The 26,116-nt window shown below is 67.7% G+C and carries 21 protein-coding genes; 12 read left to right on the top strand and 9 right to left on the bottom strand.

Going from position 1 to position 26,116, the window contains the following annotated elements; translation table 11 throughout:
• The first annotated feature begins 33 nt into the window (after positions 1 to 33).
• From GLP40_RS03790 to GLP40_RS03825, 8 genes are all read left to right on the top strand, one after another.
• Entirely contained in the window at positions 34 to 588 is a 555-nt protein-coding gene (locus GLP40_RS03790) for an NUDIX hydrolase (protein ID WP_328289649.1), read from the top strand.
• Positions 585 to 3,104 carry a DUF6049 family protein gene (locus GLP40_RS03795; RefSeq protein ID WP_154786449.1) on the top strand — a complete coding sequence of 840 codons (2,520 nt, stop codon included), beginning with the start codon at positions 585 to 587 and terminating at the stop codon, positions 3,102 to 3,104. The genes GLP40_RS03790 and GLP40_RS03795 overlap by 4 nt, the downstream gene beginning before the upstream one ends.
• Positions 3,105 to 3,613: 509 nt before the next feature.
• Positions 3,614 to 7,453 (top strand): murein biosynthesis integral membrane protein MurJ, encoded by a 3,840-nt coding sequence (locus GLP40_RS03800; RefSeq protein ID WP_154786450.1) that lies wholly within the window; start codon positions 3,614 to 3,616, stop codon positions 7,451 to 7,453.
• A 453-nt stretch (positions 7,454 to 7,906) separates the two neighbouring features.
• Positions 7,907 to 8,491 carry an RNA polymerase sigma factor SigM gene (gene sigM / locus GLP40_RS03805; RefSeq protein WP_154786451.1) on the top strand — a complete coding sequence of 195 codons (585 nt, stop codon included), beginning with the start codon at positions 7,907 to 7,909 and terminating at the stop codon, positions 8,489 to 8,491.
• 127 nt (positions 8,492 to 8,618) lie between these two features.
• On the top strand, positions 8,619 to 9,521 hold the full coding sequence (locus GLP40_RS03810; protein WP_154786452.1) for a hypothetical protein: 903 nt from the start codon (positions 8,619 to 8,621) through the stop codon (positions 9,519 to 9,521).
• 262 nt (positions 9,522 to 9,783) lie between these two features.
• Positions 9,784 to 10,767: a thioredoxin-disulfide reductase gene (gene trxB, locus GLP40_RS03815; protein ID WP_154786453.1), complete on the top strand. Its 984-nt coding sequence runs from the start codon at positions 9,784 to 9,786 to the stop codon at positions 10,765 to 10,767.
• An 11-nt stretch (positions 10,768 to 10,778) separates the two neighbouring features.
• Positions 10,779 to 11,132, top strand: coding sequence for a thioredoxin (gene trxA / locus GLP40_RS03820; RefSeq protein ID WP_154786454.1), 354 nt, complete (start codon positions 10,779 to 10,781; stop codon positions 11,130 to 11,132).
• Positions 11,133 to 11,349: 217 nt separating this feature from the next.
• Entirely contained in the window at positions 11,350 to 12,546 is a 1,197-nt protein-coding gene (locus GLP40_RS03825) for an N-acetylmuramoyl-L-alanine amidase (protein ID WP_154786455.1), read from the top strand.
• Positions 12,547 to 12,696: 150 nt separating this feature from the next.
• Here GLP40_RS03825 and GLP40_RS03830 read toward each other — a convergent pair whose 3' ends face one another.
• The 9 genes from GLP40_RS03830 to rpmH form a co-directional block, all read right to left on the bottom strand.
• The gene (locus GLP40_RS03830; protein ID WP_328289650.1) at positions 12,697 to 13,410 is read right to left on the bottom strand and encodes a GNAT family N-acetyltransferase; all 714 of its coding nucleotides are present in this window, start codon (positions 13,408 to 13,410) and stop codon (positions 12,697 to 12,699) included.
• Positions 13,411 to 13,570: 160 nt separating this feature from the next.
• Entirely contained in the window at positions 13,571 to 14,587 is a 1,017-nt protein-coding gene (locus GLP40_RS03835) for a ParB/RepB/Spo0J family partition protein (protein WP_154786456.1), read from the bottom strand.
• Positions 14,588 to 14,638: 51 nt separating this feature from the next.
• A complete protein-coding gene (locus GLP40_RS03840) occupies positions 14,639 to 15,610 on the bottom strand; it encodes a ParA family protein (protein ID WP_196054518.1) in 972 nt (323 codons plus the stop codon).
• A gap of 383 nt (positions 15,611 to 15,993) precedes the next feature.
• Positions 15,994 to 16,731: a 16S rRNA (guanine(527)-N(7))-methyltransferase RsmG gene (rsmG, locus tag GLP40_RS03845; RefSeq protein WP_154786458.1), complete on the bottom strand. Its 738-nt coding sequence runs from the start codon at positions 16,729 to 16,731 to the stop codon at positions 15,994 to 15,996.
• A 158-nt stretch (positions 16,732 to 16,889) separates the two neighbouring features.
• The gene (locus GLP40_RS03850; RefSeq protein WP_154786459.1) at positions 16,890 to 17,426 is read right to left on the bottom strand and encodes a Jag family protein; all 537 of its coding nucleotides are present in this window, start codon (positions 17,424 to 17,426) and stop codon (positions 16,890 to 16,892) included.
• Positions 17,427 to 17,456: 30 nt separating this feature from the next.
• The gene (gene yidC / locus GLP40_RS03855; RefSeq protein ID WP_328289762.1) at positions 17,457 to 18,533 is read right to left on the bottom strand and encodes a membrane protein insertase YidC; all 1,077 of its coding nucleotides are present in this window, start codon (positions 18,531 to 18,533) and stop codon (positions 17,457 to 17,459) included.
• Between the two features lie 4 nt (positions 18,534 to 18,537).
• Entirely contained in the window at positions 18,538 to 18,858 is a 321-nt protein-coding gene (gene yidD, locus GLP40_RS03860; RefSeq protein ID WP_154786461.1) for a membrane protein insertion efficiency factor YidD, read from the bottom strand.
• Positions 18,855 to 19,226, bottom strand: a complete 372-nt coding sequence (rnpA, locus tag GLP40_RS03865) for a ribonuclease P protein component (RefSeq protein ID WP_196054542.1) — start codon at positions 19,224 to 19,226, stop codon at positions 18,855 to 18,857. Before rnpA ends, yidD begins: the two co-directional genes overlap by 4 nt.
• 88 nt (positions 19,227 to 19,314) lie before the next feature.
• Complete coding sequence (gene rpmH, locus GLP40_RS03870; RefSeq protein WP_033085250.1) at positions 19,315 to 19,458, bottom strand: 50S ribosomal protein L34; 144 nt, start codon at positions 19,456 to 19,458, stop codon at positions 19,315 to 19,317.
• Between the two features lie 638 nt (positions 19,459 to 20,096).
• Here rpmH and dnaA point away from each other — a divergent pair.
• From dnaA to GLP40_RS03890, 4 genes are all read left to right on the top strand, one after another.
• Positions 20,097 to 22,073 (top strand): chromosomal replication initiator protein DnaA, encoded by a 1,977-nt coding sequence (gene dnaA, locus GLP40_RS03875; RefSeq protein WP_328289651.1) that lies wholly within the window; start codon positions 20,097 to 20,099, stop codon positions 22,071 to 22,073.
• Between the two features lie 806 nt (positions 22,074 to 22,879).
• A complete protein-coding gene (dnaN, locus tag GLP40_RS03880) occupies positions 22,880 to 24,049 on the top strand; it encodes a DNA polymerase III subunit beta (RefSeq protein WP_154786463.1) in 1,170 nt (389 codons plus the stop codon).
• Between the two features lie 141 nt (positions 24,050 to 24,190).
• Entirely contained in the window at positions 24,191 to 25,375 is a 1,185-nt protein-coding gene (gene recF, locus GLP40_RS03885) for a DNA replication/repair protein RecF (RefSeq protein ID WP_154786464.1), read from the top strand.
• Between the two features lie 110 nt (positions 25,376 to 25,485).
• Complete coding sequence (locus GLP40_RS03890; protein WP_154786465.1) at positions 25,486 to 26,073, top strand: DUF721 family protein; 588 nt, start codon at positions 25,486 to 25,488, stop codon at positions 26,071 to 26,073.
• Positions 26,074 to 26,116 lie beyond the last annotated feature (43 nt).

Here is a 26,116-nt window from a genome sequence, read left to right on the forward strand (position 1 = left end):
GGGCCGGAGCGCCGTCCCCTATAGACTGACGCAGTGTCCCCGGCCGATCGCGCGAACAGTCGACGCCGCCAGCCCCGGCGGCGTGGTTCGGCCGGTAATGCGGCGAAATCCACCGGTGCGGCGAAACCGCGCATGCGCACCGTCCGCGAGACCTCCGCGGGCGGGCTGGTGGTGGACGGCCTCGACGGCCCCAGCGAGAAGCGCTGCGCCGCCCTCATCGGACGAACCGACCGGCGTGGACGGTTGCTCTGGTCGCTGCCCAAGGGGCACATCGAAGAGGGCGAGACCGCCGTGCAGGCGGCCATTCGCGAGGTGCAGGAGGAGACCGGCATCCACGGCACCGTGGTCGCCGAACTCGGCAGCATCGACTACTGGTTCGTCACCGAGGGCCGGCGGGTACACAAAACCGTGCACCACTATCTGATGCGCTCGCTCGGGGGTGAACTCTCCGACGCCGACGTCGAGGTCACCAAGGTCGCATGGGTTCCCTTGAGCGAACTAGACTCCCGGCTCGCCTACGCTGACGAGCGCAGGCTGGCCGAGGTCGCCAACCGGCTGATCGACCGGATGGAGAACGGCAGACAATGACGCGTACGGGATCGCAGCGCCCGCTGCTTTCACTCGTCGCGGTACTGCTGGCGGTGCTCACGACGCTGGGAATCGGACCCGGAATCGGCACACCCATTGCCGCCGCCGAACCCACCGGCAGCGGCAGCGCGGAATCGAACGGACCGAAATTCCTGAAGCTATCGCTGGATTCGGTGACGCCCACCTCCATCACCGCGACCAGCGACCCCTACTTCGTGGTGTCGGGGACCGTCACCAATATCGGGGACCGGCCGGTGGACGACGTCAGCATCCGCATCCAACGCGGCGCCCCCGTCACCAGCCCCAGCGGCCTGCGCTCCACCCTGCGCCTGGACCAGATCAACTACGACATCAACGGCGAATTCCAGGATGTCGCAGAACAATTGACACCCGGACAGCGCAAACAGTTCAGCCTCACCGTCGCCCTGCGCGCGGGAACCGATCTGCCCAGCGGGATCTCGTCGCTGGACATCGACTCGCCGGGCGTCTACCCGCTACTGCTCAATGTGAACGGCCAGCCCGCCTACGGCGGCCAGGCCCGCCTCGACGACGCACGCTTCCTGCTGCCCGTGCTCGGCGTGCCCGGCGCCGCCGACCCCAAACACGCGACCGCCCAGCCCACCCCGTCCGCCGTGGACGCCCCGCCGGTGGCCACCACCATGCTGTGGCCGCTGGCCGACCGGCCCCGCCTGGTGGCCGGACAACCCGGCGCCCCGGACGGGCAGGCCCTGCTCACCGATGACGACCTGGCCGCGTCGCTCGCGCAGGGCGGACGACTGGACCAGCTGCTGTCCGCGCTGGAGAGCATGATCAAGCCCGACAGCGGGCGCGACCGCAGCCTCGTCAACGCGATCTGCCTGGCCGTCGACCCGGACCTGCTCATCACCGTGTCCGACATGACCAGGGACTACCGGGTGCTGGCCAGTCCCTCGGACCCGGACGGGCCCACCCGTTCCGGCGCCGGGAGCCACGCCGCCAAGGCCTGGCTGGAACGGCTGCGCGCGCTCGCACCCGGAATGTGCGTGGTAGCGCTGCCCTTCGCGCAGGTCGACCCGACCGCGCTGGCCGCCGCCGGGGACGTCACCCTGACCGACCGGGCGCTCAACGCACCCGCCGACCTGATCGACTCCATCCTCACGGTGAAATCGGTGCGCGGCGTGGCCGTTCCGGACGCCGGCACCGTGGACACCGAGGGCGCCACCCTCTTCGCACACCACGGCTTCACCACCACCGTCCTCGCCGACAATGCCGTGACCACCGGCGACGCCCGCGCCAACCTCATCTCCGCCAAGACCCCGCCCGGCGGCGGAACCGAACCCGGGACGCCCGACGTGGTGAACCTCGCCGACGTCACGGTGCCGCCCGCCGCGGGCGCGACACCACCGGCGGCCCCTGCCGCCCTGCATGCCGCCACCTTCGACATCTGGGCCGCGACCGCCCTGGCCGCCATCGGATCCAATCCGCCCACCCCGCCCTTCACCCCGGACAAGGTCCGCTACGACGTCACCAACGACTCCCGCGCCGCCCGGCTGCAGGACGCGCTCGGGGCGATCACGTGGACCGCGCTGAACCCGCAGCCCGGCCGGGCGCGCTCGGCGCTGCTGGTACCGCCGCAGCAGTGGGGCGCCAACCGCGACGAGGCCTCGGCCGTCCTGGCCCAGCTGGACCTGCTGGTGAAGAACGGCCTCGCCACGCCGCGGCCGTTCACCGACCTGCTCGCGCAGCAGCCTGATCCGCAGGGTTTTCAGCTCGACTATCCGAGCCGGGCCGCCGACGACGCGGTGCCCGCGCGCTACGCCGAACCCGTGCACCAGCAGGCGCAGCGCATCACCGAGCTGATGAGCGCGCTGGTAGACGTGCCGCAGCAGGAACTCAGCCCGCGCGCCTTCCTCAATCCGCTGCGTGACGATCTGATCCGGGTGCTGTCGCTGTCCGACCGCCGGGCCGGGGCCGCCACCGCGGACACCAATGCCCAGCGCCGCCTCGACCAGACCACCAAAACCATGGACAACCTGTTCGGTTCGGTGACGGTGCTGCCGCCCGGCGGCGTCTATACCCTCGCCTCCGAACAGAGTCCGCTGCTGCTGGTGGCCCGCAACGACCTGCCGGTGGCCATTCGGGTGCGGTTCAAAATCGGCGCACCGGCCGAGACGAACATCACTGATATCGGCGAACAGCAGCTGCCCGCCAAGGGGAATCGATCCTTCCAGATCCCCACCGAGGTTTCCGACAGCAGAAACCTGGTCATTCCCATCGCGCTCACCACACCCGACGGCGTGCCGCTCGGCAATGCGGTATCGGTATCGGTGCGGTCCAACGCCTACGGTCAGGTGTTGGCAATAATTACAGCGTGCGCCTGTGCACTGCTGCTCCTGCTGGTCGGTCGCCGGTTGTGGCACCGCTTCCGCGGGCAGTCCGACCCGGCCGACGAAGAGTTCGACCCGGGGACGCAAGACAGGGTCACCAGGAACCGGCGCGCGCGTAAGCGGGACATGAAAGAACAGGAGGCACGGTGAGCGAGTACGGCGGGCCGCGCTCATCCGGCCGACCAGACGGACCCGACGGGCCGCCGCCGCGGCGCACGCCATCGGCACCGTGGGAACGCGGCGTGCCCCGGCCCGCGCCGCGCGGCCCCCAGGGCCCCGCTTCCGGACAGCAGAGCCGGGTAGCCGGGCCGCAAGGTCCGGGCTCCGGACAGCAGCGGTCGATTCCGGGCAATCCACAGGGGATTCCGGGCCGCCCATATCCGGGCCAACCGTCCGGTCCGCAACGGCAGGTGCCGCCCCCTGGTGAATCCGGACCCATCATGCACCGGCCCCGACCCCAGCAGGGACGCCCGGATCCCCGTGCGGGCGGGCGTATCCCGCCCGAAGAGCGTTACCACTGGGGACACCCCGGCAACGAAGGTGACCGCCCGCCCGGCGTCGGGCCACGGTCCCTACCTTCCAACGAGCAGCGCTACCCGACACCCTCGATGTCGAACCCGCGGTCCGGTGGATCGCCGAGCGGGCTCCAGCGCCGAGCCATGCCGCAGAAGCAGGCCGCCGCGACGGCGCAGCAGGTGGAAGAAAAGCCGGATAATTCGAACGCGAGGCTGGTCCGTGACTCCGGATCCATCGCGATCGCGACTCTGGTCAGCCGCATCACCGGCTTCGGCAAAACGGTACTGCTGCTGACGGTTCTCGGCCCGGCCATCGCCTCGGCCTTTACCGTGTCCAGCACGATCCCGACCATGATCTCCGAGCTGCTGCTCGGCGCGGTGCTGACCGCGATCGTGGTGCCCACGCTGGTGCGCGCCGAGAAAGAGGACGCCGACGGCGGAGCCGCTTTCGTCAGGCGGCTGGTCACAGCCGCATTCACCGTGCTGGCCACCGGCACCGTACTGGCCACGGCGCTGGCGCCGGTGCTGACCAGGCACGTATTCCTGTCCGATGACGGAAAGGTCAACACGGCGCTCACCACCGCGCTGACCTACCTGCTGTTGCCCGCGGTCCTCTTCTACGGCATGTCGGCACTGCTGATGGCCATCCTGAATACGCACGGCAGGTTCAAACCCGGTGCGTGGGCACCAGTTCTGAACAACATCGTGGTGCTGGTCGTCCTTGGGCTCTACGCTCTGACGCCGGGGGAGATCACTCTCAATCCGGTTCGGATGAGCGAGCCCAAGCTGCTCTTGCTCGGCGTCGGCGTGACCCTCGGTGTTGTCGTGCAGGTCGTAAGTCTGCTGCCGACCATTCGCCGCGAGGGGATCGACCTGCGGCCGCTCTGGGGTGTTGATGCGCGACTCAAACAGTTCGCGGGCATGGGCGCGGCCATCATCCTCTACGTCTTCATCAGCCAGGCCGGCCTCACGATCTCAACCCGGATCTCATCACACTGGGACATCGCCGGACCCGCGATCTACCAGAACGCCTGGGCACTACTGCAATTGCCATACGGCGTCATCGGCGTCACGCTGCTGACCGCGATCATGCCGCGGCTGAGCCGCAACGCGGCGGCCGACGACACCCCCGCCGTGGTCGATGATCTCGGCGCGGCGACTCGCCTCACCATGATCGCGCTCATGCCGATCGTCACCTTCTTCACCTTTGCTGGACCTCAGATCGGCCAGGCCATGTACGGCTACGGCCGATTCGGAGGGGACGCCGCCCGACTCGGCGAGGCTGTATCCTGGTCTGCCTTCACGCTGATCCCCTACGCGATGGTGCTGATTCACCTACGCGTGTTCTACGCGCGGGAACAGGCGTGGACTCCCACTTGGATCATCCTCGGCATCACCACAGTCAAAGTGGTGCTCTCCGTCGCAGCGCCGACGTTCGTGTCGGCGGACCACGTCGTTATCGCGCTCGGTGTCGCTAATGGCTTCGGATTTCTGTCCGGCGCGATCATCGGCGGCTGGCTGCTGCACCGCAGCCTCGGCGATCTGCGCATGGCCAATGTCGGCCAGACCATCACCCGCGTGGTGCTGGCATCGCTGGCCGGTGGCGCGGTCCTGCTCATCGTTGACAAGGTGCTGGGCCTGCACCGGCTTTCGGACACCTTCGGCGGATTCGGCTCGCTGGTGCGGGTCGGCATCACCGCCATCGTCATGTTCGGCGTGGCCTTCGGCCTGATGCGCCTGCTCGGCATTCCCGAAATCGTGGCCATCACCGTGGCCATCTCGCGTCGCCTCGGCATCACCCCGCCCGCACCCGATCTCGACCTCGACGGCACCCCGCTCGAGGACATCCACGAGACCACTCTGCTGCCCAAACCGGATCTGCGCGCCGCGCCCTACTACTACCGCTTCGACCCGTACCTCGACGCGCAGACCATGGTGCTGCCCGTCATCCGGCCCGATGCGGTTGAACTCACCGAAAAGACCGAGTTCCCGTACCCTGTTCGGCAGGCAAGCGCAACTGCCCGATCCGGCGTGCCCGCGGACAGCCCCCGCGGCACGCCGGACAGTGCCAGGACACCGGACGGCGGCTTCCGCACGACGTCGGAGGCCGGCGCAGCGGTTCCGGCCCCGATACATCGGTCTTCGACATACCAGGGCGAAGGAGGAACGAGGGTGAGCGACGACGCGGCAGGCGGTGTCCCAGCCGCCGAATCCGCAACGGCCGCGGGCGGCGGGCTCTCCACCGACACCCCTCCTTCCGGCAACGCCGGCGGAAAGTCCGGTGGCCCAGTCGACTCCGAGGCCCGTCCCGGCGGAGCCGGCGATGACGGCGGGCCGGAGCACCTACCGGAGGACGAGGACCACGCCGGTCCCGAAACCGGTGTGTACGAGGCCATCTCACCGCAGATGCCACCCATGCGGGTGGAGTCGCCGAGCAAGCGCATCCAGCGCGGCCCCAAGCTGACGCCCGGTGCGTCCGTGGCGGGCGGCCGGTATCGGCTGCTGGCCAGCCACGGCGGCGCGCGCGGCCTGCGGTTCTGGCAGGCCCTGGACGTGAAGCTGGACCGCGAGGTCGCCCTCACCTTCGTCGACGCCGACCAGCAGGCCACCGACAACTCCGGGCACGATGGGCCACAGGCCATTCTGTCCCGAACGCTGCGTCTGGGCCGGATCAACTCGCCCGGTCTGGCCCGCGTGCTGGACGTGGTGCGCGGCTCCTCCGGAGGCATCGTGGTGGCCGAGTGGACGCCGGGCCGTTCGCTCAAGGAGATGGCCGACACCGTGCCGTCGCCGATCGGTGCGGCCCGCGCCATCCGGGCGCTGGCGGCCGCGGCCGAAATGGCGCACCGCGGCGGCGGTTCGCTGTCCATCGACCATCCCGACCGGGTGCGCATCAGCGCGGCCGGCGACGCCGTGCTGGCCTTCCCGGGCACGCTGTCCGACTCGGATGCCCAATCCGATGTGCGCGGTCTGGGCGCCATGCTCTACGCGCTCATCACCGCCCGCTGGCCCATCCGCATCGGCGGCCTCTCGGGCAGCGTGGCCACCGTCGGCGGCCTGCCGCTGGCCGACTTCGGTCCGGACGGAACTCCGGTGGAGCCCAGGACGATTCGGCCCGAGGTGCCCTTCGAGATCTCCGCGGTCGCGGTCCGGTCGCTGGAGTCCAACAAGGGGGTGCGCACCGCCGCGACGGTCCAGCACGTGCTGGAGCAGGCGTCGGTGGTGGACCAGAAGACCGACTTCATCCCGGTGCTGCGCCTGGGCCAGAAGCCGCCGAGCGCACCCGATGAGACCCTCGCCGATCCGGAACTGCTCGCCGCCGAGAAGGAACGCTCGCAGCGGATGATGTGGATCCTGGTCGGTCTGGGCATACTGGCCGCGCTGGTGGTCGGCGTCATCATCTGGTGGCTGCTGAGCGTCTTCGCGCCCGGCTCCTCCAACGCGCCGCTCAACGAACAGCGCAATATCGGCCTCACCAGCTCGGCGGCCCCGCCGTCCAGCCCGGGCGCGTCCCAGGCGCCCGCCAGCGCCCCGGCCACGGGAGGCGTGCCGGTGCCGGTCACCGGCGCCACGGTGTTCTCCCCGGAGGGCACCCCCGACAATGTCGGCAGCATCGGGTCGGTGCTGGACAACAACCCGGCCACCACGTGGCGCACCGACGCCTACTTCCAGCAGTTCCCCGCCCTGAAGAAGGGCGTGGGCGTGCTCACCACCCTGGGCAGCCCCAGCAAGCTGACCAAGGTGATCATCGAATCGCCCTCGCCCGGAACGCAGGTCGAGATCCGCACCTCGCCGACCGCCTCGCCGACCCTGGATCAGACCCAGCTGATCGGGTCGGCGGTGCTCGGCGACGGCACCACCGAGATTCCGGTACGGGCCGACCAGCCCGCCCGCTATGTGCTGGTGTGGATCACCCAGTTGGCCAACAACGGCGGACAGTTCCAGTCCTCGATCGCCGAAATCCGCTTCGAGTCGAGCATCTGAATCCACCCTCCGCTGCGCGCTGGGCAAGCCGCAGAGAGGTGGAGGCGGTCGCGGCCGAGGCGCAGGTCCATGGAGCCGAAGGTTCTCGTTCTTCGCTCCTGCACTCCTGCGAGGCGCGGATCTGTGGAGCCGTTCGCTCCTCCGCTTCCAGCCGGAGGTCTATCACGCCGCGGTCCAGACGAGCGCTCCGCCTCCCCGCGCTCGGGCCTCGAACCCGGACTGTCGAGCCATTCGAGCGCTTATCACAATCGGATCGCGCGAATCAGACCAAACATCCGCTACCAGTGCTTTTTCGTGCAATTCACGGCGACCGAATCGTTATCCTCGATACGATCTTGCGTACTCTCGGCAAGGGGAGCTCCCGGGCGCCGGCTTCTACGGTCCCGGATGACAGGCCACAAATTTCGGTGACGCTCGGTCCCTGAACAGGCCCGTGCGCGCTGTTCTGAGGGGATGCATTTGTCGTCAGCGAACGAACTCGTTGAAGCGCGGCAAGTCAGCGATCGCGACCTGTTGGCCGCCCACGTCGGCGGCGCGCCGTACGCCTTCGCCGAACTGCTGCGCCGCCACCGCGACCACCTCTGGCAGACCGCGCTACGCGCCTCCTACAGCCCCGAGGACGCCGCCGACTCGCTCCAGGACGCCCTGTTGTCCGCGCACCGGGGCGCGGCCGCCTTCCGCGGCGACGCCGAGGTGCGCAGCTGGCTGCACCGCATCGTGGTCAATGCCTGCCTGGACCGCATCCGCCGCAACAAGCTGCGCCGCACCGAACCGCTGCCCGAGGACACCGCGGACGAACCACGCTGTCCCCGGGACGATTTCGCGGCCCTGGAGGCCACGCTCCTGGTCGATGCGGCGCTGTTCACGCTGCCGGCCGACCAGCGCACCGCCCTGGTCGCCGTGGAGCTGGAGGGCTACTCCGTCGCGGATGCCGCTGCGCTGCTGGGCATTCCGGAGGGAACGGTCAAGAGCCGCTGCGCGCGCGGGCGCAGGCGACTCGAGGCGCACTTGCGTGAATTGCACACCGCCACACCATGAATTGAATTCCACTCGAACACCGCAATTTCGGTGGAACCTTGTACGGTTCCGATGCGTCAGATACAAAGACAGGTCTGCGATTCCAACTCGAAGCCCTGGAGGGGCAATGGAGGACACAGGAGGAGCAATGGCGGGTACCGAGGTGCCCACGCCGCCCTTCTCCACCGAACTGCTCGCCGATCTGCACGGCGGCGCGCTGCCGCCGGAAGAATCCGAGCGACTCTGGCCCGCGGTCCGACGCGACCCGGCGGCCATGCGCTATCTGCGCTCACTCGACCGCGTCGACGATCGCCTGCGCGACCTCGGCCGCGACGAACACATCGCCCACCCCATGCCCGCCGAGGTGACCGCCCGCCTGGAACGCATGATCGAAGATCTCGCCACCGGCGACGACCACGACCACGGCACCGGTCCCGCGGACCGGCTCGCCACCGTCACCCGGCTGCCCACCGCGCCGCTCCCGGTCACCCGCATCACCCGTCCGGCCCCGCCATCCACCGCCCCGTTGCCCGTCTTCGGCGACTCCATCTTCGACACCGGCCGGCTCGACCCCCGCGAACTCGAGGAACCCGAGCCCCTCCCCGAATCCGAGGAGGAGGCCGAGCCCGTCCAGCTCGAGGCCCCGTCCCGCCGCCTGCGCTGGCTCACCGTCGCCGCGGCCGCCGCGGCCGTGGTCGCGGGCGCCGTGGTGGCCGTGGACGCCGTCAGCACCCACACCGTGGCCCCCTCCGCCCGACCGGCCGCCGAGGCCGCGCTGGATGCCGATCTGGCGCCGACGGCCGTCCTCACCGCCATGGGCCGTCACGACATCACCGGCCCGCTGGCGGCGGGCAACGCGCTCGCCACGTGCCTGCAGGCGGCCGGTCTGGACCGCCAGGTGCTCGGCTCCCGCAGCGTCGTCTTCTCCGGCAGTCCGGGAGTGCTGGTGCTGCTCGCCGGGCCGAAACCGCCGCAGATCACCGCGGCGGTGCTCGGAACCGGCTGTGGCCCAGGCAATCCGCAGGTGCTCGGACGCGCCGATATCGGCTAGACACGAATACTGCTCGATCCCCGAAAGGTTCGCGGCCCAGCTCGATTAGGACCGATGGAGCGGGGGAGCGCAGTGGAGGAAAGAAGAATCGAGCTTCCCCATAGACCTCGCCTTGGCCGCGGCCGCCTCCACCGCCCTGCCGCTTGCCCGGAGCGAAGCGGAGGGCGATCAGGCACGGGAACAACAGCGTTTAGGCTGTTGTTGACCGACACGCTCACGTTCGAGCGATCGAGATTCTCCACAACAGCTTCGGAGGGCCACCTTGAGCACGCCTGTTCGCGACCTGATCATCGTCGGTTCCGGTCCGGCCGGCTACACCGCCGCGGTGTACGCCGCCCGTGCGGAACTGGAACCGTTGCTCTTCGAGGGTACCCAGTTCGGCGGCGCGCTCATGACTACCACCGAGGTCGAGAACTTCCCCGGCTTCCGCGAGGGCATCATGGGCCCCGACCTCATGGAGGAGATGCGAGAGCAGGCCAAGCGCTTCGGCACCGACATCCGCACCGAGGACGTGGACGCCCTCGACCTGACCGGTCCCATCAAGAAGGTGACCGTCGGCGACGAGGTCTACGAGGCCTATGCCGTGATCCTCGCCATGGGTTCCGCGGCCCGCTATTTGAACGTCCCCGGCGAGCAGGAGTTGCTCGGCCGCGGCGTCAGCGCCTGCGCCACCTGTGACGGCTTCTTCTTCAAGGGCCAGGACATCGTGGTGGTAGGCGGCGGCGACTCGGCCATGGAGGAGGCGACCTTCCTCACCAAATTCGCCAGCTCGGTCACCATCATTCACCGCCGCGAGGAGTTCCGCGCCTCCCGCATCATGCTGGAGCGGGCCAAGAACAACGAGAAGATCCGCTTCGTCCTGAACTCGGAAGTCGTTGCGGTGCACGGCGATACCAGCGTCACCAGCCTGACGCTGCGCGATACCCGCACCGGCGAGACCTCCGAGCTGGCAGCCACCGGCCTGTTCGTCGCCATCGGCCACGACCCGCGCAGCGAACTGGTGCGCGGCCAGGTCGATCTGGACGGCGAGGGCTACGTGCTGGTCCACGGCCAGAGCACCTACACCTCGGTCCCGGGCGTCTTCGCCGCCGGCGATCTGGTCGACCACACCTACCGGCAGGCCATCACCGCCGCCGGCACCGGCTGCCGCGCGGCGATCGACGCCGAGCGCTGGCTCGCCGAACAGGGTGACATCACCAGCAACACCCTCGATCACGCCGGTCAGCCGGTGGAAGTGAACAACTAAGGAGCAAGGGCATGCCTGAAGGAAACACCGTCGACGCCAAGACCAGCGCCACCAAGACGGTGACCGACGCCACCTTCGCCGACGACGTGCTGCTCAGCGAGAAGCCGGTGCTCGTCGACTTCTGGGCGGCCTGGTGCGGCCCGTGCAAGATGGTCGCTCCCGTGCTCGAGGAGATCGCCGCCGCCCATGCGGACAAGATCACCATCGCCAAGCTCGATGCCGACAACAATCCGGAGACCTCGAGGCACTACGGGATCCTGTCGTTGCCCACCATGGTCCTGTTCCAAGGGGGCAAGGAGACCAAGCGGATCGTGGGAGCAAAGGGGAAGGCCGCCCTCTTGCGTGAACTGCACGATGTTCTTTGACAACGCCGGATAGAATTTCGGCGCCGAGGGGCCCGGTGGTTACGCAAGCTACCGCCTTCGGCCCCTCACGCCGGCGCCAGGGTTAGGATGCCTGCACTCGACAGTTGCCGAAATTCGGTCCGGGTCTGAAACAATCATTCGACGCTCCGGTCGTGCGAAGGTGTGAACCGCCGCATGAGTGGGTACCCGGGTTGGCGGAAGGAAAGGGCTCTCACGCATGCACCGACTTCGTCACGGCGATACAGGTCCAGCCGTAGCAGAGGTTCGGAGCACCCTGGCAAGCCTCGGGTTCCTGCGTTCTCATCCCAACAGCGACCCCTCGGGTCCGATCGGGGAGTACTGGAAGGACGCCGACGCCATCTTCGACCATGATCTGGACTCCGCGGTGCGTGCTTTTCAGCAGCACCGCGGTCTCCTGGTCGACGGCGTGGTCGGTCCGGCCACCTATCGCGCACTGAAGGAGGCCTCGTACCGCCTCGGCGCGCGCACTCTGATCTATCAGCTGTCCGCGCCGCTGTACGGCGACGATGTCGCCACCCTCCAGCGCCGACTGCAGGACCTGGGCTTCTATGTGCACCGGGTGGACGGCTACTTCGGGCCGCACACCCACGACGCGCTCACCTCGTTCCAGCGCGAGATCGGGCTGTCCTCGGACGGCATCTGCGGTCCGGACACGCTGCGTTCGCTGGATCTGCTGGGCGCCCGCGTCACCGGCGGCAATCCGCACCGCATCGCCGAAGAAGAGGTGGTGCACCGGGCCGGGCCACAGCTCACCGGCAAGCGGATCGTGATCGATCCGGGCCTGGGCGGGCCGGACAAGGGTTCGGCGGTGCCGACCGAATTCGGTGACGTCTACGAGTCGGAGATCCTCTGGGATCTGGCCAGCCGACTCGAAGGACGGATGGCCGCAACCGGTATGGAGACCTTCCTGTCGCGGCCGTGGGGTGCCAACCCCTCCGACGCCGAGCGGGCCGAGACCTCCAATACCTTCGACGCCGACCTGATGATCTCGCTGCGCTGCGCCAGCAATGACAGCGGCTCCGCCAGCGGTGTGGCCAGCTTTCACTTCGGCAATTCACACGGCTCCACCTCCATGATCGGACAGGTGCTGGCCGGATTCATTCAGCGCGAGATCGTGGCGCGAACCTCGTTGCAGGACTGCCGGACTCACGCCCGCACCTGGGATCTGCTGCGGCTCACCAAGATGCCGACCGTGCAGGTCGACATCGGTTACCTGACCAATGATTACGACTCCTCGGTGCTGACCAACCCGCGCATGCGCGACGTGATCGCCGAGGCCATCCTGATCTCCGTGAAGCGGCTGTACCTGCTCGGCCAGGACGATCAGCCCACGGGGACTTACACCTTCGCCGAACTGCTTGCCGAGGAACTGGCGGCCGCCGACCGCCTCTGAGGCGAAGCGCTCGGGGGTCATGCCCCCGAACCAAAAGGGAGCGGGGTTCCAGCCCCGACATCGCCCGGTCGAATGTTTCACATGAAACAACCCCGCCATCCCAGGTTGCTGGACGGCGGGGTTTTTCGTCAGGGGAGTGGGCGGGTTGCCCTAGCGCGTGGCGATACGCGTGGGCATGGTCAGCGCCGCCGCGGCGAGGAGTTGATCGAGCGCGTGCTCGACGTCTTCCTTCCACAGGTGCTCATGATCCAGTTCCAATCGCAGACGCGGGAATCGGTGATGCGAGGCGACCACCTTGAAGCCGACGTCCTCGAGGAAGTCGGCCTCGATCATGCACTGCTCGGGTGAACACCCGGCCGGGGTACGGGAACGCAGCGGCGTGCCGATCCGCTCGCGCAGCGTCATGGAACCGATGGCCGGCATGGAGGTGGTCGGCGGATCCCGGCGAATACCGAATGCCTCGATGGCCCGGACACCACGGCGCACCAGATCGGCCACCACGGCCTGAATCAGCTGATGGGCTACATCCGTGTCCTGATACGGCATTTCGGCGCTCAGCGTGGTCAGCAGCACCGCGTCCGGGCTCACCGGGGACGTGGGGAACAGTCCGGCGCGCGGCACCGCGCTGGGTGGCGCGTAGAGCGCGCACCCGGCCGGTCTGTCCTCCACCATGGCGACCTGCCCGCAGGATCCCCACTGCAGCATGACGGTGGAGAGCCAGGCCTCCTTCTCGAAGGTCGGGTCACTGAAGCTATGGGAATCCGCCGCCACGGCCGGATCGATCTCCCAGAACACGCACCGCCGCGCATGTGCCGGAAGTTTGTCGAGTCCGCCGAGGGTAAGTGCGGTCACGCTGGTCGACACCGCTCTGCTCAGCCTCCAGCTGTCTGATTCATCCACACTCACGCCGCATCACACAGTGCTCGCCAGCAAGAATAAGGGATCAACGCTTCACGCCTCTCCAGGGCCATAAACCCGAGCGTCACAGTGACGTTTCCGCCGCGACCCTCGGGGTGGACCCACTCTAGGGCTTCGACTGCTCCATGAGACTGACAATTCGCTCCAAGTCATCGATGGAGCCGAACTCGACAGTGATCTTGCCTTTGCGCTTGCCGAGACTCACCGTCACGCGAGTGTCGAAGGACTCCGACAACCGCTCCGCCACGTCCTGCAGACCGGGCATCTGTATCGGCTTGCGCTTGGACGCCGGGGGAGTGACCGCGGCGTCCGGATCCCGGTTCGCCAGTGTGACGGCTTCCTCGGTGGCCCGGACCGACATGCCTTCCGCCACGATCCGCGCGGCCAGCGCCTCCTGCGCCTCGGCCCCGGCTTCCAGCGCCAGCACAGCGCGGGCATGCCCGGCCGAGAGCACGCCGGCCGCCACCCGCCGCTGCACCGGAATCGGAAGCTTCAGCAGGCGGATCATATTCGTGACGACCGGACGCGAACGACCGATCCGCGAGGCCAGTTCCTCATGGGTGACGCCGAACTCCTCCAGCAGCTGCTGGTAGGCGGCCGCCTCTTCGAGCGGGTTCAGCTGCACCCGATGGATGTTCTCCAGCAACGCATCTCGAAGCATGGAGTCGTCCGCGGTCTCGCGCACGATGGCCGGGATGGCGTCCAGACCCGCCTCCTGGCCGGCCCGCCAGCGCCGCTCACCCATGATGAGCTGATAGCGGGGGACCGGCCCGGCCTCGACCTGACGCACCACGATGGGCTGCATCAGACCGAATTCCTTGATGGAATGCACCAGTTCGGCCAACGCCTCTTCTTCGAAGACGGTGCGCGGCTGCTTGGGGTTCGGCTCGATCTGCTGTGGCGGAATCTCCCGGTACACCGCACCCGCGTCCCTGCCATCCGCACCCTCGACCGGATCGGGGACACGATGCAGGAATCCCGACGCGGGTTGCGGACCGACCGGGTCGAGGCCGATGACAACATTGGCGGCGGCACTGCCGAGCCCACCGGGCGTGGTCGCCGGGCCGGTCGGGATCAGTGCCGCGAGGCCGCGCCCCAGTCCCCCCTTCTTCGCCTGACTCATCGGCCTACCGACCCCTTCCGTTGTTCACCGTTCACCGCCACCGAGATTCACCTACATACCGGATTGTGCGTCCGAAGCGGGCGCAGACGCGGTCTGGCGCGCCGAAGTGCGCGCCGCGATCTCACGCCCGGCATCGAGGTAGCTCATCGCACCTCGCGAGCCCGGATCGTAATCGAGGACGGTCATGCCGTACCCGGGAGCCTCCGACACCTTGACGCTGCGGGGGATGACCGCGCGCAGCACCGCCTCACCGAAGTGCGAGCGCACTTCCTCGGCCACCTGGTCGGCGAGCTTGGTGCGGCCGTCGTACATGGTGAGAACGACGGTGGAGACATGCAATTCGGGATTCAGGTGCGCCTGCACCAGACCGATATTGCGGAGCAGCTGCCCCACGCCCTCGAGTGCGTAGTACTCGCACTGGATGGGGATCAGCACCTCCTTGGCGGCGACGAGCGCATTGACGGTGAGCAGACCCAGCGACGGCGGGCAGTCGATCATGACGTAGTCGATGTCGTACCCGGCGAGGTTGGCCTCCTGGATGGCGGCCTTGAGCCGGCCTTCGCGAGCGACCATGGAGACGAGTTCGATCTCGGCGCCCGCGAGGTCGATGGTGGCCGGAATGCAGAGCAGCCGTTCGTTGTGCGGGCTCTGCTGGATGGTGTCACTCACCGCGCACTCACCGATGAGGAGTTCATAGCTGGAGGGGATGCCCGAGTGGTGTTCGATGCCGAGCGCGGTGCTGGCATTGCCCTGCGGGTCCAGATCGATGACGAGCACCCGCATGCCCTGAATAGCGAGCGCGGCAGCCAGATTCACGGCTGTGGTGGTCTTGCCTACGCCGCCCTTCTGATTGGCGATGGTGATGATGCGCTGTTCGTGTGGCCGCGGAATCTGAGCATTGGTACCCGACAGCACCTGACTCGCGCGCTGCGCTTCGGCGGCGATCGGAGTCTCGCTAGCGGAGATGTTCCCGAACGGGGTGCGGCTGAACTCGTCGGTTTCGAAGGGACCGCTATCGAGCATGCCGGGAACCCGGGACGTTGTTTCCCGTGAAACATTCGCCGGACCGTTGGACATACAGGCTCCTAACCCGAAGAACTCAAAGACACATGGCCGAGCAGAATTTCGCGCACTCGGCAGCAACGGCCGCGACGCTGCGTTGTCACCGAGGGCTGGCTCGAATCGGCTGGAAGTCGTTCACGCTCGACGTTCATTAGCTTGCCAGTAGAGGACACAATACGGAAGTTGAACGGACAGCTTCGCACCGCGACACACCTTCGAGTCTCGGAAAACTCGGAGGAACACGACACTGTTCGCGAGCATGGCGCCCGCAGGCCCGCTCAAAGGTCGCGACCGGCTTCATGTTTCACATGAAACAACACGACCGCGAATGCGCCGAAGCTTCGTCAGTGACGCTTCGGGCGACCGGTCCCACGACCCCCGCCCTTACGTTCCGCGCGGAGCTCGGCGCGGGCGAGACGTTCGGCACTGATGACGAAGGTCGGCGTCTCCAGCAGTCCCACACCGCATTCCATCACCTCGGCGTGCCCCGCCCCCGCCTTGGTCAGCTCGTCACGATCACGCTCGAGTTCCTCGGCGGCGCTGATCCCTTTGAGCGCCAGCATCCGTCCGTGTTCGTGGACCAGCGGCATCGACCACCCCGCCAGCTTCGCCAGGGGAGCGACCGCGCGGGAGGTGACGATGTCCGCGCCGCCCGCCTCCTTCTTCACACCCGCCTGCTCGGCGCGGCCACGCACGATGAGGACATTGTCGAGTCCCGCCTCGGCGACGAACTCGGCCAGGAAAACCGTCCGGCGAAGCAGCGGCTCCACCAAGGTGATTCGAAGATCGGGCCGCGCGATGGCGAGCGGGATACCGGGCAGACCCGCGCCGCTGCCGATATCGACCACCCGCATCCCGTGGGGGATGAGGTCGCCGATCACCGCGCAGTTGAGGATGTGGCGATCCCACAGCCGGGGAACCTCACGGGGACCGATCAATCCGCGCTCCACACCCGCGGTCGCGAGAGCGGTGTAGTAGAGCCGGGCCTTGTCGAGCCGATCGCCGAAAACGACCGCGGCCGCGGCCGGGGGATCGACCGGACCCGGAGCGGTCATCTCGGTGTCAGGTTCCACGTGAAACATCCTTCCGAACGAACTTGCCCAACCCTGCGGGACTCTCGGGGGATCGCGCCCCCGAACCCCCTCGCACGGTGGCGAATTGCGACGGGGGGACAACCTCAGATAAGCGTAGGGCCCCCGGGTCTCTGCAACCCGGGGGCCCTACCGCTGTAGACCGCGTGTCAGGCGGGGAGCACCACCACGCGGCGGTTCGGCTCGACGCCCTCGCTCTCGCTCACGACGCCGTCGAGAGCGGCCACGGCATCGTGGACGATCTTGCGCTCGAACGGAGTCATGGGGGAGAGGGCTTCACGCTCACCGGTCTCCAGCACTCGCTTAGCGGCCTCGGTACCGAGCGCGCTCAGCTCCGAACGACGCTTGGCGCGCCAGCCCGCGACATCCAACATGAGCCGGCTGCGGACACCGGTCGCCTGCTGCACGGCCAGCCGGGTCAGCTCCTGGAGCGCGTCCAGGACCTCACCGCGACGACCCACCAGCTTCGACAGATCCTTGCCGCCGTCGATGCTCACGACGGCGCGGTCGCCCTCGACATCGAGGTCGATATCGCCGTCGAAGTCGAGGACGTCCAGCAGCTGCTCCAGGTAGTCGCCGGCGATCTCACCTTCTTCGATGAGGGCTTCCTCGGCGTCGGTCGCGGCGTCCGGGGCCGCCGTCGCTGCCGTCACAGTGGGATCCCCTCCGTCGGTTTCAACAGTCATGGTTGTTTCCTTCATCTGGAGTTGTAAGTCTCAGCGACGCCGCTTCTGATTGGCGCGACCACGATTACCGGAACGCTTCTTGGCGGTGTTCGGCTTGGCGCCGGGCGCGGGCTTGGCCCCGTTCTGGGACGGTTGCGGCGCGTCCTCGACGGCATCGGCCTTGGCGTCCTCGACCTTGGCGGGCGCCTGCTTCTTACGGACGTCGACCGGCTTGGCGCCCGGCTTCGGGGCGTTCTGCGCTCGACGCTCCAGAGCGGCCCGCTTCTTCTCTTCTTCTTCCTTCTCGATACGGCCGAAGACGAGGTGCTGCTGCCCGTAGGTCCAGATGTTGTTGGAGACCCAGTAGATCAGGATGGCGACGGGGAGGAACGGACCACCGACGAGCACGCCGAGCGGGAACACGTACAGCGCCAGCTTGTTCATCATCGCGGCCTGCGGGTTGGCCGCCGCCTCCGCCGACTGCCGGGCCACCGAGGCTCGGGCGTTCATGTGGGTCGCGATACCGGCGATCACCATGAGCGGAATCGAGACCGCCGCGATGGCCACCTTGCTCGGCACGCCGCCGTAGTCCGCGAAGGACTGCAGCACGGTGGCGGGCTCGGTGATGTAGGCCGAGAGGGGAGCGCCGAAGAGCCGGGCACTCAGGAAGGACTGGACGTCGTCCACACCGAAGATGTAGTTCGGGGTGTGCGCGTTGTCGTAGGGCGTCATACCCAGCTGCCCGATCCCGTGACCGGTTCGGTTGAACGACCGCAGCACGTGGAACAGACCGAGGAACACCGGAACCTGCAGCAGCACCGGCAGACAGCCCATGAGCGGGTTGAAGCCGTGCTCCTTCTGCAGCTTCTGCATCTCGACCGTCATCTGCTGACGGTCGTTCTTGTACTTCTTCTGCAGTTCCTTGATCTGGGGCTGCAGCTCCTGCATCTGCCGGGTGGTGCGCACCTGCTTCACGAACGGCGTGTAGAGCACCAGCCGCAACGTGAACACCAGGAACACCACGGCCAGTGCCCAGGCGAATCCGCTGTTCTTGCCCAGCACATACCCGAATGCCTGGTGCCAGAACCACAGAATGGCCGACACCGGGTAATAGATGAAGTCGAGCACGACGCTATGCACTCCCGTCATTCGTATCGCCGGTCACCGCGGGCGATGATCCTTCGTAAGCTGATGCCGCGTGCCGGTGCTTGCGCTCCGGAACGGGGTCCCACCCACCAGGGTGCCAGGGCGCACATTTCGCCAAGCGGACGGCCGTCAGTCCGAGCCCGACGAACAGTCCGCGGGTGCGCAGGGCCGTCACCGCGTACTCACTACACGTGGGGGTGAATCGGCACACCGGCATGCGGGTGGGGGAGATATAGGTCCGATACAGCTCGATGAGGAATATCAGAGCTTTGGCCGGTAGCCGGGCAGCGGCGCGCAGTGCGTTCATGAGAGGGCGCCGAGCTTGCGCAATCCGCTGTGCAACTGGCGCAGCAGTTCGTCGGAGGGAGCGTCGGCGGCACCCGGCAGGGCGCGAATGACAACGTCTGCGCCGCCGGGCAATTCGGCCGTCAAGCTCGCGCAGATATGACGCAGGCGGCGGGCCACCCGGTGGCGTACCACCGCCGGACCCACCGCCTTGCTGACGATCAAGCCGAAACGCGGACCGCCCACCCGGATGGCCGGGGTCGATCCGCTCGACTGATCGTCGTGTAGCAGTACGTGCACAACGAGGTCCCGTCTCCCGATCCGCCGGCCCTGGCGCACCGTCCGGGAAAAGTCGATGCGCCGGTGCAGCCGGTAGGGCTCAGGCAGCACCTGAGCATCCAGCGGAGTGCGGGCGGATGGGGGACCGGAGACCGGACGGCGAGTCGCACATACGACGCCGCACTCCGGGGTTACCGAATCAGGCCGTGAGCTTGGCGCGGCCCTTGCCACGGCGCGCCGACACGATGGCGCGGCCCGCACGGGTGCGCATCCGGAGACGGAACCCATGGACCCGCGCCCGACGACGGTTGTTCGGCTGGAACGTCCGCTTGCCCTTGGCCACGGTCAACACTCCTCTAGGTGGTGGGCGTCCGGTGACGCCCGAAGCTTGTCGGTGAAACGGTGCTCTCGACGGACGGGAGTCCATCGGTGCAATACCCTTGTCGGCACGGGCAGCAGACAGCCGCCACCGCACCATAGGGTGACTGTAGAAGGGTACTTACCCCCTCGACGAGGGTCAAACTCGGGGGTAGGAGGCTCCTTGCCTTCCCGAGCCTCAGCGCACAGTCGAGACTCGTGACCGGCCGTGCCCTCGTACCGGCCGTCCCGCGCAACAGCGATTCTGGGCGTTCCCGACGCGTGACCCCGAACTCACCAGATCAGTCGTCGCGTGGCGACCTCCAGCGCGTTCGTGTCGCGGCGACCGTTCGTGTACGGTCCTTGCCAGTCCTCCATTGCGACTGCGATCACCTTTGCCAGCCGATTGCTGTGAAGCCGCAGGTACGCGCCCGATTCAGCGGATCAGACACGCGGTCTGGCGTATCCCCAGGTTGTCCACATCTGTGGATAATTGTGTGGAAATACCCCTGGAGTGGCATATTCGTAGGGCCGACGCAGCCTCGCCGACGCCCGGTGACTGGGGGAGCCGAGCAGCACGGGCCGTCTGCTCCTATCGACCTACATCCGGGGAGGACTACGTTCGTGGACGACGAGCAGAATGTGCTGACCGCTGTCTGGCCGGAGGTGATCGCCGAATTGGCGACCGGTTCCGCGGATGGGGAGATCCAGCCGGTCAGCAAGGCTCACAAGGCGTGGCTCAACACTATCGAACCGATCACCTTCGCGCAGGGGTTCGCTCTGCTGTCGGTGCCGGGCACGATGGCGCAGGTCACGGTCGAGCGCGACCTGCGGGAGCTCATTCTGCGATCCCTGGCCCGCCGCGGACTCCAGGTCGAGGGTCTGGGGGTGCGCATTCGCGCGCAACAGAATCCGCCCGCCGGTCGCTCGGGGAATGCCCCGCGGCATGCGCGCATGACCACCCGGCCCGAACGCCCCCGTGAACCCGAGCCGGCGCCTCCGGCGTACCAGCCCGAACCGCCCATGGCGGAGCGTTCACAGCCGATGTACCAGAACCCACCGGAGTACGCGGCGCCCCGCTACCTGCCTCCTCAGGACTACCCGGTCGAGTACGACGATCGAGATGCTTATCCACCTGTGGAATTCGGGCAGCCGCCGATGGCCGAAGAGTTGCCGAGGTTGGTCGGCGAGCCGCCCGCCCCGGCCCGACGCCGCGACAACCACCGCGGCGCGCCCCTACCGCCCGGACAGGAGTCGCTGTTCTCGCCGGATCCCGACGACGAACCGGTCCGTCCCGCGCCGCAGCGGTACTCGGACGAGCCCGCGCCGCAACGGTATTCCGATGAGCCCGCGCCCCAGCGCTACGTGGACGAGCCCTCGTCCCAGCGCTACGTGGACGAGCCCGCGCCCCAGCGGTACGCCGACGAACCCGCGCCGCGGTACCAGGACGAGGCTGTCGCGCGTCGGCCGGTCGACGAATCGCACGACGACGAGCCGGTGGTCAACGTCCGCAATTCCTGGCCGACCTATTTCAACCGGACGCCCGAGCGCGAGCCCGCGCCCGCGCCGTCCTCGGCCAGCCTGAACGCGAAGTACACCTTCGAGACCTTCGTCATCGGCGCGTCCAACCGCTTCGCGCACGCCGCGGCGGTGGCCATCGCGGAGGCTCCGGCCCGCGCCTACAACCCGCTGTTCGTCTGGGGCGCTTCGGGTTTGGGCAAGACGCACCTGCTACACGCGGCCGGCCACTACGCCCAGCGGTTGTTCCCGGGCATGCGGGTGAAGTACGTGTCCACCGAGGAATTCACCAACGACTTCATCAACTCGCTGCGTGACGACCGGAAGGTGGCGTTCAAGCGCCGCTACCGGGAGACCGACATCCTGCTGGTCGACGACATCCAGTTCATCGAGGGCAAGGAAGGTATCCAGGAGGAGTTCTTCCACACCTTCAACACCCTGCACAACGCCAACAAGCAGATCGTGGTGTCCTCCGACCGGCCGCCGAAGCAGTTGGCGACGCTGGAGGAGCGGCTGCGCACCCGCTTCGAGTGGGGACTCATCACCGATGTGCAGCCGCCGGAGCTCGAGACCCGCATCGCGATCCTGCGCAAGAAGGCCCGCATGGACCGCCTCGACGTGCCGCACGATGTGCTCGAGCTCATCGCCAGCCGGGTGGAGCGCAATATCCGCGAGCTCGAGGGCGCACTCATCCGGGTCACGGCGTTCGCGTCGCTGAACGGGCAGCCGCTGGATCTGTCGCTGGCCGAGGTGGTGTTGCGCGACCTCATGCCGGACACCGCGACGCTGGAGATCACGGCGGCCACGATCATGGCGGTGACCGCGGAGTACTTCAATACGACGCTGGAGGAGCTGACCGGTCCCGGTAAGGCGCGTCCGCTGGCGCAGGCCAGGCAGATCGCCATGTATCTGTGCCGAGAGCTCACCGACCTATCGCTGCCCAAGATCGGCCAGGCCTTCGGCCGCGACCACACCACGGTCATGTACGCCGAGAAGAAGGTGCGCAAGGAGATGACCGAGCGGCGCCGGGTTTACGACCAGGTTCAAGAACTCACAGCCCGAATCAAACAACGTTCGCGCTGATCCACAATCCACAGGACCCCACGTCATCTGACGTGGGGTTCTTTGTTTTCCGGGGTTGTGGACTCCTCGAGGATTCCTCGAGGAAGGTGTGTGGATTCCTCGAGGAATCCCACTGTTGTCCACCGGGTTGCCCCCAGGTGGCTGCTCACAACGGTGCACAGGCAGTAGTCCACAGGACTAACAGGTGAATTCATCCTCGAGCTCTGAACAGGGCGGATGGGAGTTGTGCGCTGTGGATTCCTCGAGGAGTCCTTGTCAGCTCCTCGAGGAATCCTCGAGGTAGTCCCCGGTTTCATCCTGATGTGGGTAGCCGGGCCCCGAATGGGGGAGCAACTCGAGGATGGCTCGAGGATGGCTGTGGAACTACCGCGTCGACTCCACAGCCACCCGCTGTTCATCCTCGAGCCACCCAGACGACATCCACACGCCGCCACACCGCCGGACCTGCGGGAACGGGCGAAGTCCACAGAACTAACAGGACCTACTACTACTTCAGTTCTTCTTCTAGAAAAGCTTCTTCTAAAACAGGGTGTGTGGAATCTCGGGTTGGGAGAGCACGGTCCGATCGACAGCCCCTCCACACCCGATCGGGACGCAAGGAGAAGGGGCGGCGACAGAGGTCGGTTCCACCGGGATTCAGAAGCAACGCCACTGAGAGCCACCGAGAGTTCCAGCGGTGAGCCGGAGGGTCGGCTTAGGCACGTCGGTCTCGCGCAGGTACGGTTTGGTGTCGGCCCCTTGTGCGAGACTGCCGATTACCGATCCGAAGATCCGAACGACCGACAGTGGAGAGGACAGACCGGGCGATGGAGCTTGCAAGCATGAAGTTTCGGGTCGCCCGCGAGGACTTCGCCGAATCCGTAGCCTGGGTGGCCCGCAGCCTGCCGTCGCGGCCCCCGGTTCCCGTACTCGGCGGTGTACTCCTCGTGGCTGACGAGGACGGCTTGACGGTGTCCGGCTTCGATTACGAGGTCTCCGCGCAGATGCGGGTGGCTGCCGAGGTCGCCGGACCGGGTCAGGTGCTGGTGTCGGGCCGCCTGCTGGCCGATATCACCAAGGCGCTGTCCAACAAGCCCGTCGATGTGTCGGTCGACGGCACCCGCGTGCTGATCGCCTGTGGCAGCGCCAAGTTCTCGCTGCCGACCATGCCGGTCGAGGACTATCCTCAGCTTCCCGAGCTGCCTCCGCAGACCGGTGAACTAGCCGTGGACCTGTTCTCCGAGGCCGTCTCGCAGGTGGCCGTGGCCGCTGGCCGCGACGACACGCTTCCCATGCTCACCGGTATCCGCGTCGAGATCGAGGGCCCCAAGGTGGTCCTGGCCGCGACCGACCGTTTCCGCCTCGCCGTGCGCGAGCTGGAATGGCAGCCCGGTCGCGCCGATGTGGAGACCGCGGTGCTGGTCCCGGCTCGCACCCTGTCCGAGGCCGCGAAAACCCTCGGTGCGTCCGACCAGCCGGTGCAGCTGGCGTTCGGGACCGGCACCGACGGCCTGCTGGGCATCGTGAACGGCGGCCGCCGCACCACCACCCGCCTGCTCGATGCGGAATTCCCCAAGTTCCGCCAGTTGCTCCCCAAGGAGCACACCTCCATCGCCACCCTCGCGGTGGGCGCGCTGACCGAGGCCATCAAGCGTGTGGCCCTGGTGGCCGAGCGCGGCGCCCAGGTCCGGCTGGAATTCTCCGAGGAGGGCCTGCTGCTCTCCGCCGGTGGTGACGACGCCGGTCGTGCCGAGGAGTGGCTGGAGGCCGATTTCCGTGGTGAGCCGCTGACTATCGCCTTCAATCCCGGCTACCTACTCGACGGCCTGTCCGCCGCGCATTCGGACCGGGTGACCTTCGGTTTCACGACCCCCAGCCGCCCGGCGGTGTTCCTGCCGGCGCCGGAGGAAGAGCCCGCGCAGCTGGAGTCGGGCGCGTTCTCGGCCCTGCGCGGCAACTACATCTACCTGCTGATGCCGGTGCGGTTGCCGGGCTGATCGGCGCGGACGACATACCTGTGCACAGTGTTGACAAACCTGTGAAAAACTCGGCGCGTGTGGCGGATTCGCCGCGCGCGTTCGTGTATCACCGGCCAGGGCCGGTATTGCAGCCGATCGCGGGCATGGTGGACTAGCCGGATGCACGTGCGTGCGCTGTCACTGCGCGATTTCCGGTCCTGGGAAGCCGCCGAACTCGAGCTTTCGCCCGGTGGGACGGTTTTTCTGGGTGCCAATGGGAACGGCAAGACCAACCTGATCGAGGCCATCGGCTATCTGTCCACACTCGGCTCACACCGGGTGGCGTCCGATGCGCCGCTCATCCGCCTCGGTGCCCAGAAGGCCCGGATCGGCGCGACGGTGGTCAACAGCGGCCGCGAGCTGCGGGTGGACATGGAGTTGAATCTGGGCACGGCCAATCGGGCCCAGATCAATCGGTCACCGGTGCGGCGGCCGCGGGAGATCCTGGGGATACTCCAGACGGTGCTGTTCGCGCCGGAGGATCTGTCGCTGGTGCGTGGCGACCCGGGGGAGCGGCGGCGGTTCCTGGACGAGCTGGCCACCGCCCGGCTGCCGCGTTTGGCCGGTGTGCGCGCGGATTACGACAAGGTGCTGCGACAGCGGTCGGCACTGTTGAAAACCGCTGGGCGCAATGCTCGTTCGGGTGCGCGCGGCGCGGAGATGAGCACCCTCGACGTGTGGGACGGGCATCTCGCGGCGCACGGCGCGGTGCTGCTGGCGCAGCGGCTGCGGCTGGTTCACGACCTTTATCCACATCTTGCACAGGCTTATTCAGAGATCGCGCCCGAATCGCGGCCCGCCACAATCGGTTACCGCAGCGCGAGCCTGCCACCGGAATTCCTGGATCCCGCGCGCGTTCCACAGGCCGATGACGAGCAGGCCCTGGAGGCAATCCTGTTGCGGGAGCTGGCCGCCGCGCGTCCCAAAGAGCTGGAGCGCGGGGTGTGCCTGGTCGGTCCGCATCGCGACGATCTGGAGCTGATGCTGGGCTCCGCGCCCGCGAAGGGTTTCGCGAGCCACGGCGAGTCCTGGTCCTTCGCCCTGGCCCTGCGGCTGGGGGCCTTCGAGCTGTTGCGTTCCGCCGGAACCGATCCGGTGCTGATCCTCGATGACGTTTTCGCCGAACTGGATCGCCGGCGCCGCACCGCCCTGGCCGCGGTCGCCGCCGGCGCCGAGCAGGTGCTGATCACCGCCGCGGTGCCCGAGGACGTCCCATCGGAATTGGATGCCGTGCCGCTGCGGGTGGAGACCACGGGCGAGGCCGACCATCGGGCGTCCCGGATAGCCGAGTCGGCGTCCGCGTGACACCGCGGACGAATGGCACGTCGTGCCGGTGAGTCCGTCGGTGCGATGCGGCAGAATCACGTGACGAACCGACGGTGATCATGGATTCCCAGGTGTGGAAGGAGTTGTGGATGGCCGAGCCGCCCGAAGCCGACGACCGCACCCCGTCCGGCGCGAATCCCGGTGCCACGGGCCCGGAACCGGAATTGCGCGGCGTCGACCTGGCCCGGCGAGCCCTCGAGGAGGCACGCGCGGCAGCGCGTGCGGCCGGTAAGTCGGTGGGCCAGGGCCGGGCCTCGCCGCGCAAGGGCGGTGTCCGTGCCCTGCGGCGTCGCAGCGGCTGGTCGGGCGCACATCCGGACGAGCGCGATCCGCAGACCCTCGCCTCCCTGGCCATGCAGCTGGCCAAGGGCCGCGGCTGGTCGGCGAAGGTCGCCGAGGGCACGGTCTTCGGCCGCTGGGCCAGTGTGGTGGGGGAGGACATCGCGTCCCATGCCCAGCCCATCTCACTGGAGAACGGCGTGCTGAGCATTCAGGCCGAGTCCACGGCCTGGGCGACCCAGTTGCGCATGTTCCAGTCCCAGATCCTGGCCAAGATCGCGGCCGCGGTCGGCAACGGCGTCGTCAAACAGCTCCGGATCAATGGCCCGACCGCTCCGAGTTGGCGCAAGGGCGAGCGGCATATCAAGGGCCGAGGACCGCGCGACACGTACGGGTAGATCGCGAATCCCCGCGCCAGTGCGTTTGTTTCACGTGGAACGT

Source organism: Nocardia aurantiaca, assembly GCF_009708175.1.
Lineage (GTDB): Bacteria > Actinomycetota > Actinomycetes > Mycobacteriales > Mycobacteriaceae > Nocardia > Nocardia aurantiaca.